Here is a 14,152-nt window from a genome sequence, read left to right on the forward strand (position 1 = left end):
ACACCACCATGCGAGTTCTGTTCATGTGCACGGCCAACAGCTGTCGCAGCATCCTCTGCGAAGCGATGTTCAATCACCTCGCCCCGGCGGGCTTCGAGGCGTTGAGCGCCGGCAGCTTCCCCAGGGGGCAGGTGTTGCCGCGCAGTCTGCTGACCCTGCAGCAGGCCGGCATCAGCACCGCGGGCCTGAGCAGCAAGGGCAACGAGGCCTTCGCGGCCAACCCGCCGGATATCGTCATCACCGTGTGCGACAAGGCCGCAGGCGAGGCGTGCCCGGTGTTTTTCGGCCCGGCGCTCAAGGCCCACTGGGGCCTGGCCGACCCTTCCGAACAACCCGGCACCGACGACGAGGTGGAGGCGAACTTTCACCATGCCCTGGCGCGTATCGAGCGTCGCTGCCGGGCGTTTTTCGCGCTGCCATTCAGCCAGCTCGATGCCCACGCGCTCAAGCGTGAACTCGACCGCATTGCCACGCTCTGACCCGGAGGCCCCATGCACCACGACCTGCCCAACCTCGACCCGAGCCTGTTCGAAGGCCTGCCCACCGCCCTGCAGGCCGGCGAGCGAAAGCCGCGCATCCTGTTGCTGTACGGCTCCACCCGCGAGCGTTCCTTCAGCCGGTTGCTGACCGAGGAGGCCGCGCGCCTGCTCCAGCATTTTGGCGCCCAGACGCGCATCTTCGACCCCAGCGGCCTGCCACTGCCAGACGACGTACCGGTGGAGCACCCCAAGGTTCAGGAACTGCGCGAGCTGGTGCTGTGGTCCGAAGGCCAGGTGTGGTGTTCGCCTGAACGGCACGGCGCGATGTCGGCGGTGTTCAAGGCGCAGATCGACTGGGTGCCGCTGGCCCTCGGCGCCATTCGCCCCACCCAGGGCAAGACCCTGGCCTTGATGCAGGTGTGTGGCGGCTCGCAGTCGTTCAACGTGGTCAATCAGCTGCGCGTGCTGGGGCGCTGGATGCGCATGTTCACCATCCCCAACCAGTCGTCTGTGCCCAAGGCGTACATGGAGTTCGACGAGCAGGGCCGCATGAAGCCCTCGCCGTATTACGACCGGGTGGTGGATGTGATGGAAGAACTGGTCAAGTTCACGCTGCTGCTGCGCGACAGCCAGGCGCACCTGGTGGACCGCTACTCCGAGCGCAAGGAAACGGCGCAGGCGTTGTCCGATCGCATGCGCCAGGCGTCGATCTGACGCCAGGGCGCAACCGGCGGGCAGCCCTCAGGCAGCCCGCTCCAGCGCCCCCAGCAGGTCGACGAATTCGCGCGACAGCTTGTGCCGCGGTGCCATGTGCACCAGCGGTACCGACAGCTCGTGGGATTCGCGCATCTTCACCGAGCTGCTCAGGTACACCGGTAGCACCGGCAGCCCCTCGGCCAGCAGTTCGTCCACCAGGCTCTGGTGCAGCGCGGTGCGCGCGACGAACTGGTTGGCCACCACGCCTTCCACCTGCAGCGACTCGTTGTGGTCCTGGCGCAGTTCTTCCACCTGCTCGATCACGCTGTACAGCGCCTGGCGCGAAAAGCTGTCGCAATCGAACGGAATCAGCAGGCGGTCGGCGGCCACCAGCGCGCTGAAGGTGTAGAAGTTCAGCGACGGCGGGGTGTCGATGTAGATGCGCTCGTAGTCTTCGGACAGTTCAACCAGCAGCTTGCGCAGCTTGTTGATCTTGAACTTGCTCTCCAGCTTGGGCTGCAGGTCGGCCAGGTCGGGGCTGGCGGTCACCAGGTCGAGGTTGTCGTAGCGGGTGGGGGTGATGCACACGCGCCCGCGCTTGCTGCCCGGTGCGCTGGAGAGGGTCTGCTTGAAGAAGTCGCTGATGCCGGCCGGGATGTCGTCGCCGAGCAGGCCGGTGAGGTAGTGGGTGGTGTTGGCCTGGGGGTCGAGGTCCACCAGCAGCGTCCGATACCCTTCGGCGGCGCTGACGGCGGCAAGGTTGCAGGCGATGCTGGTCTTGCCCACGCCCCCTTTCTGATTGAATACGACACGGCGCATTGAGTTTCGAGTCCTTGTCAAAGGCCCGCTGCAACAGGGCTGCAGCGGGAACAGCTTCCATACTATGACCAAAAGGTTGCAGTTTTAAGACAACTGCGGGGCGGGCACCTCAGTCGGCGAGCGGGGCAACGATGGCCTTGCGGCACACCTCGATGATTTCGTCGGCCAATGGCGCATCGTCCGGGCAGGCGCGCGACAGCATGATCGCGCCCACCGCCTGGGCAAAGCGTTCGATCATCCTGGCGCGTGCGGTGCGCGGGTCTTGATCGCCGTTTTCGGCACCTGTGTGCTCGGCCCGCTTGAGCAGGCCCTCCAGGCCGTCGGCAAAGGTCGCCTTGATTGCGGCCGGCTGGCGCGCCGCGTCGCCACACAGGGCGGCCATGGTGCAGCCGGTGCTGCGTGCATCGCGGTGTTCGCGCGACAGGTAACGCTGGAAAAATTGCGCCACGTCCAGCGCTTCTTCGGCGCTGGCAGTCTTGGCCAGCCCGCAGGCAGCAGCCTCGGCCATCAGGTCGGCCTTGGAGCCGAAGTGCTTGTAGAAGCCGCCGTGGGTAAACCCTGCCGCCGCCATCAGGTCTGCCACGCCCACCCCGTCATAGCCGCGCTCGCGAAACAGTTCGGACGCGGTCTCGACGATGTGCGCGCGATTGGCCTGCGCCTGTGCCTTGGTGACCCTCATGTGCAGATTCCTCGCTGCGTGTGCCGTCAGTCAGGGGCCCACTATACATTGATGTCAACCGTCATCAAAACCGTTGACGGTTAAGATTATGGTCATCATCATAGCGGCTCGTTACCCACCCATCGAGAGCGCAACCCCATGACTACCCTTGCCACTGTTCTCATCACTGGTGCTTCTTCCGGTATCGGCGCTACCTACGCCGAGCGTTTTGCCCGTCGTGGCCATGACCTGGTGCTGGTAGCCCGCGACAGGCCTCGCCTCGACGGGCTGGCCAGCCGCCTGGCCCAGGCTCACGGCGTGGCCGTCGAGGTGTTGCAGGCCGACCTGACCCTGGCCCAAGACCTTGCCAGGGTCGAAACCCGCCTGCGCGAAGATGCCCGCATCGGCGTCCTCATCAACAACGCCGGGGCGGCGCAGTCGGGGGCCTTCGTCGAGCAGAGCGCCGACAGCGTCACGCGCATCATCACGCTCAACACCCTCGCGCTGGCGCGCCTGGCCCATGCCATCGCGCCACGGTTGGCGCAGGCTGGGGAGGGGGCCATCGTCAATATCGGCTCGGTGGTAGGGCTGGCACCGGAGCTGGGCATGACGGTGTATGGCGCTACCAAGGCGTTCGTGCAGTTCCTGTCGCAGGGGCTGAGCCTGGAGCTCTCGCCCAGCGGCGTATACGTGCAGGCGGTGTTGCCTGCGGCCACGCGTACCGAGATCTGGGAGCGCTCGGGCATCGACATCAACACCCTGACGCAGGTGATGGAGGTGGACCACCTGGTGGATGCGGCGCTGGTGGGGTTCGATCGCCGCGAGGGGGTGACCATCCCGCCGTTGCATGACGCCGCCCGCTGGACGGCCTTCCAGGCGGCCCGTCACACCCTGATCTCGGACATCCGCCAGGCCGAGGTGGCGGCGCGCTATACCGAGCTTGCCTGAGGCGGGCGCGGGCCGGCGCGCCGATGATCGGCGCCGGTGCCCGCGCAACCTGCCGGTGGCCGAACCCACAATGATAAGTCGCTGCGCCCCTGGGGCTGAATGACCTGTCCGGGCTGGTACTGCGCCGCACCGCGCGTTACGTTAGCCAGAAACAGACGGTCTACGCCTCGCGCATCACCCACAAGGGCTGGCCCACCCGCTGGCCGATGCTGCGCTGCGAAGGGCCCTGAAGGAGCCGGCACCGATGAATCACCCCCTCACCACCCAGGCGCCCAGCGTTGCCCAGCCGTTTCGCGAAGAGGCGGCAGACGGCTTCAGCCTGGGCGGCTTCACCTGGCGCCACGGCGCGGCGGACCCCACGCGGGCGGTGGTCATCATCAATGCCGCCACCTCGGTGCGCTGCCGTTTCTATTCGCGTTTTGCCGACTACCTGTTCGCCCATGGCGCCGACGTGATCACCTACGACTACCGCGGCATCGGCGAATCGCGCCCTGCCGCCTTGCGGGGTTTTCAGGCCAGCTGGTCGGACTGGGGCCGGCTGGATTTCGAGGCGATGCTCCAGCGCGCCCGGCGCGAGTTCCCTGGGCAGCCCATCGATGTGGTCGGGCACAGTTTCGGCGGTTGCGCGCTGGGCCTGGCGGCGTCGGCGGCGAGCATCCGGCGGGTGGTCACGGTGGGCGCGCAGTTCGCCTACTGGCGTGACTATGCCCCGGGCAGCCGCTGGCAGCTGCTGTGCAAATGGCACCTGGCAATGCCGCTGCTGACCCGCGTGTTCGGCTACTTTCCCGGCAAGCGCCTGGGCTGGATGGAAGACACCCCGGCCGGCGTGGTGCGCGACTGGGTGACACCCGCCGCTACCTATGAACAGCGGCCCAGCGGTCGCGCGCTGGGGGCGTTGGGCTTTGGCCAGGTGCAGGCCAGTATCCTGGCGATCAGCCTGACCGACGACCCGTTCGGTACGGTGCCGGCCATCGAGCGCCTGCTGGGCTACTTTACCGCCAGCGCGTGCACGCACCTGCGCATCGCCGCACAGCAGGTCGATGCCAAGGGGGTCGGTCATTTCGCGTTCTTTCACAGCCGCTTTCAGGCGCAGCTGTGGCCCATAGCCCTGGGCTGGCTGCGCAGTGCACAACTGCCGGCGCAGGTGCCCGGGCAGGTGATCGAACCCCAGGCATGAAAAAACGGCCCAGGCGGGCCGTTCTTGTGCAGCGGTGTGGCGTCAGCCCTTGCGTTGCAGCGGCGCGCCGGCGAACGTCACGCCGGCCAGGCCGTGCTGCATCAGCGCACGGATATTGGCGTGGTCGCTGCCCTCGGGGGTGGCCAGCACCGAGCGGTAGTGCTCACCGAACGCCAGCAGCGCGTGCTGGTCGCTCAGGCCTTCGAGTAGTGCCAGGCCCAGGGTCTTGCACGACCCTTCGTTCTGCCCGGCGGCGTTTTCCACACCGCCATTGGTGAAGGCCTGTGGCTGGTAGGTGTAGCCCTGGGCGATGAACGCCAGCGTGTCGGCGAATACATGTTCGCCACTGTCGAGTTGGCTGCGCAGGGTGTTCAGGTCAGTCATGGGGTTTTCCTTTGGCGAACGCCGCTTGCTGTTCGGCGCTGGCTTCTTTCTGGTATTGGGTTTTCCACTCGGCGTAGGGCATGCCGTAGACCACTTCGCGGGCGTCATCCAGGCTCAGGTCGATCTGGCGCTCGTCGGCGGCGGCCTTGTACCACTTGGACAGGCAGTTGCGGCAGAAGCCGGACAGGTTCATCAGGTCGATGTTCTGCACATCGGTGCGCTCGCGCAGGTGCGCTACCAGGCGGCGAAAGGCCGCCGCTTCGAGTTCGAGTTGCTGTTGCGGGTCCATGGGGGTTCCCTTCACGGTGCAGCGGCTCATCCGGCCGCGATGCGGTTCTTCAAATGGCGGCCACCGTTGATGACCACGTTGCTGCCGGTGCTGTACTGGCTGTCGAGCAGGAACATCACGGCCTCGATCAGCGGCTGGGCACCGGGTTCGAATTCAAGCAGGGCCTTCTTCAGCGCCTGCTGGCGGTACTGCTCGTCGCCGTCTTCCTTGAAGATCAGCAGGCCGGGCAGGATGGCGTTGACGCGCACGCTGGGGGCGTACTTCTCGGCGAACGACAGCACCATGTTCTGCAACGCCGCCTTGGTGGCGGCATAGCCGATATGGCTCTTGCTGCCGCGCGAGGAGGTTTCGTCGCAGATGTGGATGATGTCCGACTTGTCCAGCTTGAGCAGTTGCTCACCCAGTGCCAGGTTCAGGTGGTACGGCGCTTCCACGTGCAACTTGAACATGGTGTTCAGGTTGGCCAGGTCATCGTCGAGCCACAGCGAGGCGTTGTGGATGATCGCCCGCAGGCCGTCATAGCGGCTGCGCAGGTGGTCGATCAGGGCCAGGCGGTCCTGCTCCAGGCACAGGTCGGCCTGGAACTGCACGATGTTCGGGTGGGGCGCCTGCGCGCTGATGCTGCGGCTGGCGCTGACGACCGTGTGGCCGGCCTGCGCCAGTTTGATGGCCAGCGCGAGCCCGACTCGCTGGCTGGCCCCGGTAACAAGAATTGGGCTGTTCATGTAATGGGCGGTCAACTTCAGATATTCGCTTGGGTAGGCCCCAGCATACCCGAACTCGCCGCCGTTGCACGCCCCGGGGCGCTGCGTCAGCGGGTGCCCACGGGCGGCGCGGCAACGCTCTGCGGGGCAGGCTTGGGGTGCAGCCAGCTGGCCAGCAGGTGGGTCGACAGCGGGATGAACAGGTAGACCATCAGCGGGGTCAGGGCCAGGGTGCTCAGCAGTACCCGTGGCACCAGGCCGAGCTCGCCCAGCCAGTGGCCGAACAGCAGGTTGAAGGCCAGCGACACCGGAAAGAACGCCAGCCAGATGGCCACGGCCTGTTTCCAGCGCGGTGGACGTTGTGCCAGGGCCGGGCCGAACCAGCCGTCGATGCCGCTGACCCGGTGCTCGTGGGGCTGCTGGAACAGGCCGTTGCCGCGGGCCAGCCAGGCGCTGCGCGAGGCGGAAAACTCCCAGGCATGCAGGGTTTTCTCGTCGGCGAAGCGGAAGATGATCTGGAATTCGTCGTCGTTGGGCGGTGGGGCCAGTACGCCGGAACCCAAATAGCCGGGAAAGTCGGTAGCCAGCTGTTCGCCTTCGCGCAGCCAGGCGATCAGGTCTTCGTAGCGACCCTCGGCAACGCGGCGCGCCACCATCAAGGTAACCGGAGGGGTAGACATCGTGTATCTCCTGGTAAAAACCGGCGCGGCGGGTAGCCACGGCCATGCAACGCTGCCCGGGGTGGTGGGTGGCGTTCGAGTGTTCGTGTGGGAACAAGCAAGGATTATTCCGCAAATAAGCTGACTCGTCAGTGCTGATGTGTCGGCTGCCCGGCGCATGGTGCTTGCGGCGGGCTGGTACAAGGGGAGTAGAATTGCCTTTCACTACGCAATCACGGTCTTTACGGCGATGATCGAGCCTGATTCGGCTTCCCTCCCTGATGCTCCCCACCGCCAGGAGGAGCTTTTCCCCATCCGTGAAGTGGCGCGCCTGACTGGCATCAACCCGGTCACCCTGCGTGCCTGGGAGCGCCGTTATGGGCTGATCCAGCCGGTACGCACCGAAAGTGGGCACCGCCTGTATTCCCAGGCCGACATCGATGACGTGCGCAGCATTCTGGGTTGGATCGAGCGCGGCGTGGCGGTGAGCAAGGTCGGCAAGATCCTTGCGCGCAACCAGGCGACTCAGCAGCAGGCCCCCTCGGCCCAGGCGCCCGGCACGCAGGCGGACTGGAAGCAGTGGCAGGTGCAGCTGCGCCAGGCCGTCAAGGCATTCGACGAGAGGCGCCTGGAGCAGGTGTACGGGCAGGTCTTCGCCAGCTATCCGCTGGTGGTGGTGTTCCAGGACATCCTGATGCCGGTATGGCACGACCTGTGCGCGGCCGGCGAGGCATTCGGTGCGCAGAGCGAGTGGCTGTTTCTCGATGGCTTCCTGCGTGCCCGGGCCTTGCAGCGCCTGCAACTGGCCCGCGAACAGCAGGAGGTAAGCGTGGTGCTGGCGGCGATGCCGGGGCACTGCCGCGAGCTTGAGTTGCTGGTGGCGGCGCTGATGCTGGGCAGCAGCGAGGTGGTGATCAGGGTGTTGGCCGTGGGGCAGCCGCTGGAGGAACTGAGCCTGGTGTGCGAGCGCATGGCGCCGCAGGCACTGGTGCTGTTCTCCAACCATTCACCGACGGCCGAGCTGCCCAAGCGCTTGATGCGCCTGGCCCAGGGCCTGGATTGCCCGTTGTTGTTCGCGGGGGAGGCGGCGGAGCTGGCCCAGGATGCGCTGATGCGCTCGCAGGTGGCGTGCCTGGGCAGTGAGGGGCGTTTGATGCGTCGGCGCCTGCAGCAGTACCTGGCAGAGCACCTGGATACCTGAAACCCCTTCGCCGGCAAGGCCGGCTCCTGCAGGCAGTTGCAACCCTGCAGGGGCCGGCCTTGCCGGCGAAAGCCGCGCTGCGGTGTTAATCCGGATGCAATTCGGGATGCGCCAACCGGTGCTGGCGCAGGATGTACTGGCGCAACCGCTCGATCTCTTGGGGCTGGTGCTGGCTCAGCCGATACGCCGCCAGCCCGTCGGCCGTCTTGCGCTGCAAGGTGCCCTGCAGGTTGATCGGCGCGTCGGCCTCGGGGCTGAACCACAGGTTGAAGGTCTTGGGCGGCTTGCGATTGCGCGGTACCTGCACCAGCACACCGCGAAACGACATCTCGCACACCTTGAGGTCGGTGCTCAGGCCCAGCTCGTCGTCCAGCGCAACCGGCGGCTCCAGCGTGAGGCGCCAGGGGCGCATCATCGGCCCGTCTTCATAGATGCTCGGTGCGCCCAGTTGCAGGCTCACCGCATGGAACTCGTCTTCCACCAGCTGCAGCGGAAAGCTCATCTGCTGGTTCTCGAAATTCGCCTGCAGGGTCACCTGCTCCTGGGCCACCAGCCGGGTCAACAGTTGCTGCACCTCGCTGCCGCCATCAAGGCGCAGGCTGGAGGTGACGTCCGTCAGGTTCAGCTGTGGCGAACGGTGCATGGTCTGAATGAAATCCAGCTCATCCTGGGTCAGGAGGGCATCTGATTGCATGGGCGAACTCGGCAATTTCAATCGGGAATCATTTCTTCGTGGGTGATGGACAACGATTCGCTGGCTTTGTTAAGACCGTCCGTCGGGTTTCTGCGCGTCGAGCTTGGCGTACGCCCGGGCCAGTTCCTGCTCCAGTTCCAGCACCCGCTGCTCGGCGGCCACCTGGCGGCTCACGTCCTTCTGGATACCGATGAAGTACTTGAGCTGGTCGGCCTCGTTGAACACCGGGGTGATCGACAGCTCGTTCCAGAACGGCGTGCCGTCCTTGCGGTAGTTGAGCAGCACTTCCCGGCATGGCTGGCCGCTGCGGATGGCGTCGCGGATGCGTGCCCGGGCCGCATCGTCGCGCGGCTCGCCCTGCAGGAAGCGGCAGTCGCGGTACAGAATGTCGTTGGCCGCGTAGCCGGTCAGGCGTTCGAAGGCCGGGTTCACATAGATCAGGATGGTGTCGTCGTCGCCTTCCTGTTCGGCTACCACGATCCCGTCGTTGGAGGCATCAATCATGCGTTGCAGCAGCTTGGCGTTGATCATCGTGTCGAACCGAATGTGAAAGGGGCACCCAGGCGAAGGATTCTAGTGGATTGCCGAGCGGTCGGCATCTGCATGCGGGCCAATTGCCAGCGTCCGGAACCCGCATCAGGTGGTAGTATCCTACGCTTTTACTCAGCTTCGGGATTAGTTATGAAAGTTGCCATTCTTTCCGGCTCGGTCTACGGCACTGCCGAGGAAGTTGCACGCCATGCCGCCTCGCTGCTCCAGGCGGCGGGTTTCGAGACCCTGCTGGCCAACCGTGCCAACCTGCAGGACGTTCAGGGCTTTGCCCCGCAGGCCTTTCTGGCGATCACGTCCACCACCGGCATGGGCGAGCTGCCCGACAACCTGGTGCCGCTGTACAGCGAGATCCGCGATGTGCTGCCAGGTGCCTGGCGCGGCTTGCCCGGTGCGGTGATCGGTCTGGGCGACTCCTGCTATGGCGACACCTACTGCGGCGGCGGCGAGCAATTGCGCGAGCTGTTCGCCGAACTGGGCCTCGACGAAGTGCAGCCGATGCTGCGTCTGGACGCCAGTGAAACCGTCACCCCCGAAACCGACGCCGAGCCCTGGCTGGCCGAGTTCATCGCCAGGTTGCGCGGCTGATCACAGCGGTTGCGGGCGCTCGCGCAGCAGCGCCAGCCAGGCCTGCGCCGCCCGTGACAGGTAGGCGCCCTGGCGCCAGATGAAGGCGATGTCCCAGCGCAGGTCGCTGGGCTCGCTCAAGGTCACACGCACCACCCCCGGCCGTTCCAGGCCCCGCGCCACCACCCGTGGCAGCAACACCACGCCCTGGCCTGCCGCCACCAGTGCCGCCAGAAAATCCGCCTGGCCGCTGCGTCCGCCTTCCTTCGGGGTAAAGCCATAGGCCTGGCAGGCCGCCAGCAGGCGATCATTGAGCACGAAGCTGCGCTGGTACAGCAGAAACGGCGTGTCGGCCAGTTGCCCCAGGTTGATGCTGCCGGCAGTGGCCAGTGGGTGGGCTACCGGCAGCAGTGCATCCAGCGGTTCGTTGCAGAAGGGCTGGCACTCGAAGCCCGGTGTGGTGGGCGTGAGGCTGCCGCCCAGCTCCAGCTCGCCGCTGCGCACGGCGTGCTCCACGTTCAGGCTGCCGCCTTCGAGCAGTTGCACGGTGATGTTCGGGTAGCGCCGCCGGTACTCGGCGAACAACCCGGCAAACAGCGCGTCGCTGCCCAGCAGCGGCAGCCCCAGGCGCAACTCGCCCCGCGCCAGCTGGCCAAGGTCGTCGAGTTCGTTGTGCAGTTCCTGGCGCAGCCGCAGCATGGCCTCGCCGCGGGCCAGCACGATCTTGCCGGCGTCGGTCAGGTGCAACTGCGAGCCATGGCGATCGAGCAGGGCCATGCCCAGGTCGTGCTCCAGTTGCGCCACCTGCTTGCTCACGGCCGACTGGCTGATATGCAGGGTCTGCGCGGCCTGGGTGAAGCCGCCGCGATGAACCACTTCGACAAAACTGCGTAGTTGCTTGAATTCCATTGCCTGAATTCCATTATGGAATGGATGCCAGTCTAACAATTCGCTTTTTGCATGGGCAGCGGGATTTTAAACTGCAGGCCTCAGAGGACCCCTTCGATGACTGCCGTTTCATTCAAGAAATTTTCGCGCCTGCTCGCCGAACTGGGCGTGCTGCTGGTGCTGTACCTGCTCGGTTGCCAGCTGTCGGCCTGGCTGCACTGGCCGATCCCGGGCGGTGTGGTGGGCATGGCGCTGTTGCTGCTGGTATTCGCCACCGGGCGGGTCAAGCCGGCCACCCTGCAGACCGGCGCCACCCTGCTGATGGCAGAGATGCTGCTGTTCTTCATTCCGGCGCTGATGAGCCTGCTCGACTACGGCCCGCTGCTGCGCAGCGAAGGCTGGCGCATTCTGCTGGTGATCGGTGCAAGCACGCTGCTGGTGATGCTCGCCACTGCCTTCACGGTGGAGTGGGCGTGCCGCTGGAGGCTACGGCATGACGCTTGAGCCGATGTCGCTGTTCTGGCTGGCGCTGACCCTGCTGGCCTACCTGGGCAGCCGCTGGCTGTACCGACGTACCGAACGCTACCTGCTGTCGCCGCTGATCCTGGTCCCGGTGGTGCTGCTGGCGGTGGCGGTGCCGTTGCACACCGGTTACGCCGAGTACGCGCGCAACACCCACTGGCTGATGTCGGTGCTGGGCCCGGTCACCGTGGCCTTTGCGGTGCCGATCTGGCAGCAGCGGGCGCTGCTGGCACGCCACTGGCCGGCCCTGTCGCTGGGCATGCTGGTGGGCAGCGCGGCGTCCATCGGCAGTTCGTGGGCCCTGGCCCATGCGTTGTCGCTGGACAATCAGGTGAGCCTGTCGCTGCTGCCACGCTCGATCACCACACCCTTTGCCATGCCGCTGGCCCACGACCTGGGCGGTGTGCCGGAACTCACCGCGGTGTTCGTGATGTTCACCGGGGTGCTCGGTGCCCTGATGGGCGGGGTACTGCTCAAGTACCTGCCCTTGCGCACGCCGCTGGCACGCGGGGCGCTGTTCGGGGTGGGGGCGCATGGTGCCGGGGTCAGCCGAGCCCATGAGGTGGGCGGCGAAGAGGGCTCTGTGGCGGGGCTGGTAATGGTGCTGACGGGCATTTTCAACCTGTTCATGGCGCCACTGTTACGTCACCTGCTGTAAATATTTACTGCCCTGACCCGATGGGCCAATAAGCTGGCTGGCAATGCAACACCCGCCATCGAATCGCGCCTCTAGACTGACCGGCAGCAGAGCACACCCATGTGCCGAGGTGATTGCAATGACCGCCGCCAACCCTTTGCCCGACAACGCGCTGCCCCCAGGAAGTTGCAGCCCCGAACCAGGACCTGCGTGATGCCCCTCGCCGAGATTCCCTTGAGTGTCTGGCGTACCCGTGGTCGCAGTTTCACGTTTCGCCAGCAATCGATTCGCTACTGGAGCGCAGGGCAGGGCGAGCCCCTGCTTCTGCTGCACGGCTTCCCCACTGCCAGCTGGGACTGGCGCTACCTGTGGCAACCCCTGGCCCAGCGCTTTCGCGTGATCGCCTGCGACATGCTCGGCTTCGGTGACTCGTCCAAGCCGTTGCACCACACCTATAGCCTGCTGGAACAGGCAGACGTACAGCAGGCCCTGCTCGAACACCTGCAGGTTCAGGAGCCGGTGCACCTGCTGGCCCATGACTATGGCGCCACGGTGGCCCAGGAACTGCTGGCCCGTCACCACGAGGGGGCGGCCCAGGTGGCCAGTTGCGCGTTTCTCAACGCCGGCCTGTTCCCGGAGTGCCACCGTGCGTTGCTGGTGCACAAGCTCCTGCTCAGCCGGCTTGGCTGGCTGGTGGCGCGCTCGTTCGGGCGCGACGACCTGGTCAGGAATGTCACCCACCTCTATGGCCGCAGCACACGCCCCAGTGAAAGCGTGCTGGATGACTGCTGGAGCCTGATCGCCTCCAACCGCGGCAATCGCATCCTGCACAAGCTGGCAGCCTATGTACCCGAGCGCGTCACCTGGCGCGAGCGCTGGGTGGCGGCCTTGCAGCAGTCAGGCGTACCGCTGCGCCTTATCAATGGCGCCGCCGACCCGGTATCGGGCGCGCATGTGGTGGCGCGCTACTGCGAACTGGTGCCCCAACCCGACACCGTGACCCTGCAGGGCATCGGCCATTATCCGCACACCGAGGCACCGGTACAGGTGCTGCGCCACTACCTGGCATTTCGGCAGCAACCCCTGCCAAGCCTGGCGCACAAGGTCGCCTGGTCCTGATCATCCCGCTGCCTTATTGCCTGCCATTCAGCGTCCGCCCGGTTGATTGTCCGGGGCCGGGCGCTGGCTGACACTGGCTGCCATATTCCTTGCAGTTAACGGAGTGCCGAGATGACCGAGTCGATTCGCCTGGATGAAAAAGTAGTGATTGTGACCGGCGCTGGCGGGGGCCTCGGGCGTGCCCATGCGCTGCTGTTCGCCCGTCATGGTGCCCGCGTGGTGGTCAACGACCTGGGAGGCTCCACCCATGGTGAAGGCGCCAGCGCATCGGCGGCCGACCGCGTGGTGGCCGAGATTCGCGAGGCGGGCGGCACGGCGGTGGCCAGCCATGACTCGGTCACCGATGGCGAGCGTATCGTCCAGCAGGCGCTGGACACCTTCGGCCGCGTGGATGTGCTGGTCAACAACGCCGGCATCCTGCGGGACAAGACCTTTCACAAGATGGAGGACAGCGACTGGGACCAGGTGTACCGCGTGCATGTGGAGGGTGCCTACAAGCTCACCCGCGCCGCCTGGCCGCACCTGCGCGAGCAGAACGCGGGGCGGGTGATCTTCACCTCGTCCACCTCGGGCATCTATGGCAATTTCGGCCAGGCCAACTACGGCATGGCCAAGCTGGGCCTGTACGGGCTGACCCGCACCCTGGCGCTCGAGGGGCGCAAGCACGGCATCCTGGTCAATGCCATCGCCCCCACCGGCGGCACGCGCATGACCGAGGGGCTGATTCCGCCGCAGGTGTTCGAACAGCTCAAGCCCGAGCTGATCAGCCCGCTGGTGGTGTACCTGGGCAGTGATCGCTGCCAGGACACCGGCGGGCTGTACGAGGTCGGTGGCGGCTGGGTGGGCAAGGTGCGCTGGGAACGCAGCCTGGGGGTGGGCTTCGACCCGCGCCAGTGCATGAGCGTGGAAGACATCGCCGCAAGTTGGGATGCGATCGGCGATTTCGAGGGCGCGGTGCACCCGCAGGACAGCCTCGAGGCGTTGCAGCAGATGATGGCCAATCTGCACAGGCACGCAGGCTGAACCGGGCAGCACAAATAAAAAAGGCCGCTGCAAAAGCAGCGGCCAAGCAAGACGTAGATCAAGGAGCTTCAAAATCAACGTCGGTGAACCTGAAGGGGGAGGGTTCAACGTGTCAGGTGGTTACTCTAGGGGGAGAGGA

General features: G+C 65.9%; 20 protein-coding genes. 11 read left to right on the forward strand and 9 right to left on the reverse strand.

Annotated features, from left to right (window positions below; all coding sequences use genetic code 11):
• Window positions 1–8 precede the first annotated feature (8 nt).
• Window positions 9–479, forward strand: a complete 471-nt coding sequence (locus tag ACPRTJ_RS14715) for an arsenate reductase ArsC (RefSeq protein WP_043860438.1) — start codon at window positions 9–11, stop codon at window positions 477–479.
• Window positions 480–491: 12 nt separating this feature from the next.
• Window positions 492–1,193, forward strand: coding sequence for an arsenical resistance protein ArsH (gene arsH / locus ACPRTJ_RS14720; RefSeq protein WP_426427066.1), 702 nt, complete (start codon window positions 492–494; stop codon window positions 1,191–1,193).
• Between the two features lie 27 nt (window positions 1,194–1,220).
• On the opposite strand, the gene ACPRTJ_RS14725 is transcribed toward arsH, so the two are convergent.
• Together ACPRTJ_RS14725 and ACPRTJ_RS14730 are read right to left on the reverse strand one after the other, a co-directional pair.
• A complete protein-coding gene (locus ACPRTJ_RS14725) occupies window positions 1,221–1,994 on the reverse strand; it encodes a ParA family protein (RefSeq protein WP_054914890.1) in 774 nt (257 codons plus the stop codon).
• Window positions 1,995–2,103: 109 nt separating this feature from the next.
• Window positions 2,104–2,673 carry a TetR/AcrR family transcriptional regulator gene (locus ACPRTJ_RS14730; RefSeq protein WP_426427067.1) on the reverse strand — a complete coding sequence of 190 codons (570 nt, stop codon included), beginning with the start codon at window positions 2,671–2,673 and terminating at the stop codon, window positions 2,104–2,106.
• A gap of 138 nt (window positions 2,674–2,811) precedes the next feature.
• Here ACPRTJ_RS14730 and ACPRTJ_RS14735 point away from each other — a divergent pair, with 138 nt between their 5' ends.
• The 3 genes from ACPRTJ_RS14735 to ACPRTJ_RS14745 all read left to right on the forward strand — a co-directional run bounded on the left by ACPRTJ_RS14735 (window position 2,812) and on the right by ACPRTJ_RS14745 (window position 4,777).
• Window positions 2,812–3,600 carry an SDR family NAD(P)-dependent oxidoreductase gene (locus ACPRTJ_RS14735; RefSeq protein WP_058540840.1) on the forward strand — a complete coding sequence of 263 codons (789 nt, stop codon included), beginning with the start codon at window positions 2,812–2,814 and terminating at the stop codon, window positions 3,598–3,600.
• A 119-nt stretch (window positions 3,601–3,719) separates the two neighbouring features.
• Window positions 3,720–3,830, forward strand: a complete 111-nt coding sequence (locus ACPRTJ_RS14740; RefSeq protein ID WP_229590057.1) for a hypothetical protein — start codon at window positions 3,720–3,722, stop codon at window positions 3,828–3,830.
• A gap of 14 nt (window positions 3,831–3,844) precedes the next feature.
• A complete protein-coding gene (locus ACPRTJ_RS14745; RefSeq protein ID WP_426427068.1) occupies window positions 3,845–4,777 on the forward strand; it encodes an alpha/beta fold hydrolase in 933 nt (310 codons plus the stop codon).
• 42 nt (window positions 4,778–4,819) lie between these two features.
• Here the strand turns inward: ACPRTJ_RS14745 and ACPRTJ_RS14750 are convergent, their stop codons facing one another.
• From ACPRTJ_RS14750 to ACPRTJ_RS14765, 4 genes are all read right to left on the reverse strand, one after another.
• Window positions 4,820–5,161 (reverse strand): HopJ type III effector protein, encoded by a 342-nt coding sequence (locus ACPRTJ_RS14750; RefSeq protein ID WP_043860432.1) that lies wholly within the window; start codon window positions 5,159–5,161, stop codon window positions 4,820–4,822.
• Entirely contained in the window at window positions 5,154–5,450 is a 297-nt protein-coding gene (locus ACPRTJ_RS14755) for a DUF1244 domain-containing protein (RefSeq protein WP_043860431.1), read from the reverse strand. Before ACPRTJ_RS14755 ends, ACPRTJ_RS14750 begins: the two co-directional genes overlap by 8 nt.
• A gap of 26 nt (window positions 5,451–5,476) precedes the next feature.
• A complete protein-coding gene (gene folM, locus ACPRTJ_RS14760) occupies window positions 5,477–6,175 on the reverse strand; it encodes a dihydromonapterin reductase (protein WP_054914885.1) in 699 nt (232 codons plus the stop codon).
• Window positions 6,176–6,261: 86 nt separating this feature from the next.
• Window positions 6,262–6,834, reverse strand: a complete 573-nt coding sequence (locus ACPRTJ_RS14765; protein ID WP_043860429.1) for an antibiotic biosynthesis monooxygenase — start codon at window positions 6,832–6,834, stop codon at window positions 6,262–6,264.
• A gap of 229 nt (window positions 6,835–7,063) precedes the next feature.
• On the opposite strand from ACPRTJ_RS14765, the gene ACPRTJ_RS14770 reads away from it, so the two are divergent.
• The gene (locus ACPRTJ_RS14770) at window positions 7,064–8,014 is read left to right on the forward strand and encodes a MerR family transcriptional regulator (protein WP_043860428.1); all 951 of its coding nucleotides are present in this window, start codon (window positions 7,064–7,066) and stop codon (window positions 8,012–8,014) included.
• Window positions 8,015–8,099: 85 nt separating this feature from the next.
• On the opposite strand, the gene ACPRTJ_RS14775 is transcribed toward ACPRTJ_RS14770, so the two are convergent.
• The gene (locus ACPRTJ_RS14775; RefSeq protein ID WP_043860427.1) at window positions 8,100–8,708 is read right to left on the reverse strand and encodes a hypothetical protein; all 609 of its coding nucleotides are present in this window, start codon (window positions 8,706–8,708) and stop codon (window positions 8,100–8,102) included.
• Window positions 8,709–8,777: 69 nt separating this feature from the next.
• Window positions 8,778–9,239, reverse strand: coding sequence for a PAS domain-containing protein (locus tag ACPRTJ_RS14780; protein WP_088515564.1), 462 nt, complete (start codon window positions 9,237–9,239; stop codon window positions 8,778–8,780).
• Between the two features lie 150 nt (window positions 9,240–9,389).
• Here ACPRTJ_RS14780 and ACPRTJ_RS14785 point away from each other — a divergent pair, with 150 nt between their 5' ends.
• Window positions 9,390–9,845: a flavodoxin gene (locus ACPRTJ_RS14785; RefSeq protein ID WP_043860425.1), complete on the forward strand. Its 456-nt coding sequence runs from the start codon at window positions 9,390–9,392 to the stop codon at window positions 9,843–9,845.
• Here the strand turns inward: ACPRTJ_RS14785 and ACPRTJ_RS14790 are convergent, their stop codons facing one another.
• Window positions 9,846–10,733, reverse strand: coding sequence for a LysR family transcriptional regulator (locus ACPRTJ_RS14790; RefSeq protein ID WP_043860424.1), 888 nt, complete (start codon window positions 10,731–10,733; stop codon window positions 9,846–9,848).
• A gap of 96 nt (window positions 10,734–10,829) precedes the next feature.
• Here ACPRTJ_RS14790 and ACPRTJ_RS14795 point away from each other — a divergent pair, with 96 nt between their 5' ends.
• The 4 genes from ACPRTJ_RS14795 to ACPRTJ_RS14810 all read left to right on the forward strand — a co-directional run bounded on the left by ACPRTJ_RS14795 (window position 10,830) and on the right by ACPRTJ_RS14810 (window position 14,013).
• Window positions 10,830–11,216, forward strand: coding sequence for a CidA/LrgA family protein (locus tag ACPRTJ_RS14795; protein ID WP_043860423.1), 387 nt, complete (start codon window positions 10,830–10,832; stop codon window positions 11,214–11,216).
• Window positions 11,206–11,892, forward strand: a complete 687-nt coding sequence (locus ACPRTJ_RS14800; protein ID WP_426427069.1) for an LrgB family protein — start codon at window positions 11,206–11,208, stop codon at window positions 11,890–11,892. The genes ACPRTJ_RS14795 and ACPRTJ_RS14800 overlap by 11 nt, the downstream gene beginning before the upstream one ends.
• 192 nt (window positions 11,893–12,084) lie before the next feature.
• Complete coding sequence (locus tag ACPRTJ_RS14805) at window positions 12,085–12,990, forward strand: alpha/beta fold hydrolase (protein ID WP_426427070.1); 906 nt, start codon at window positions 12,085–12,087, stop codon at window positions 12,988–12,990.
• Window positions 12,991–13,101: 111 nt separating this feature from the next.
• Window positions 13,102–14,013, forward strand: coding sequence for an SDR family oxidoreductase (locus tag ACPRTJ_RS14810; protein ID WP_426427071.1), 912 nt, complete (start codon window positions 13,102–13,104; stop codon window positions 14,011–14,013).
• The last annotated feature ends 139 nt before the right edge of the window (window positions 14,014–14,152 follow it).

This window comes from Pseudomonas palmensis, assembly GCF_049942755.1.
Taxonomy (GTDB): domain Bacteria; phylum Pseudomonadota; class Gammaproteobacteria; order Pseudomonadales; family Pseudomonadaceae; genus Aquipseudomonas; species Aquipseudomonas palmensis.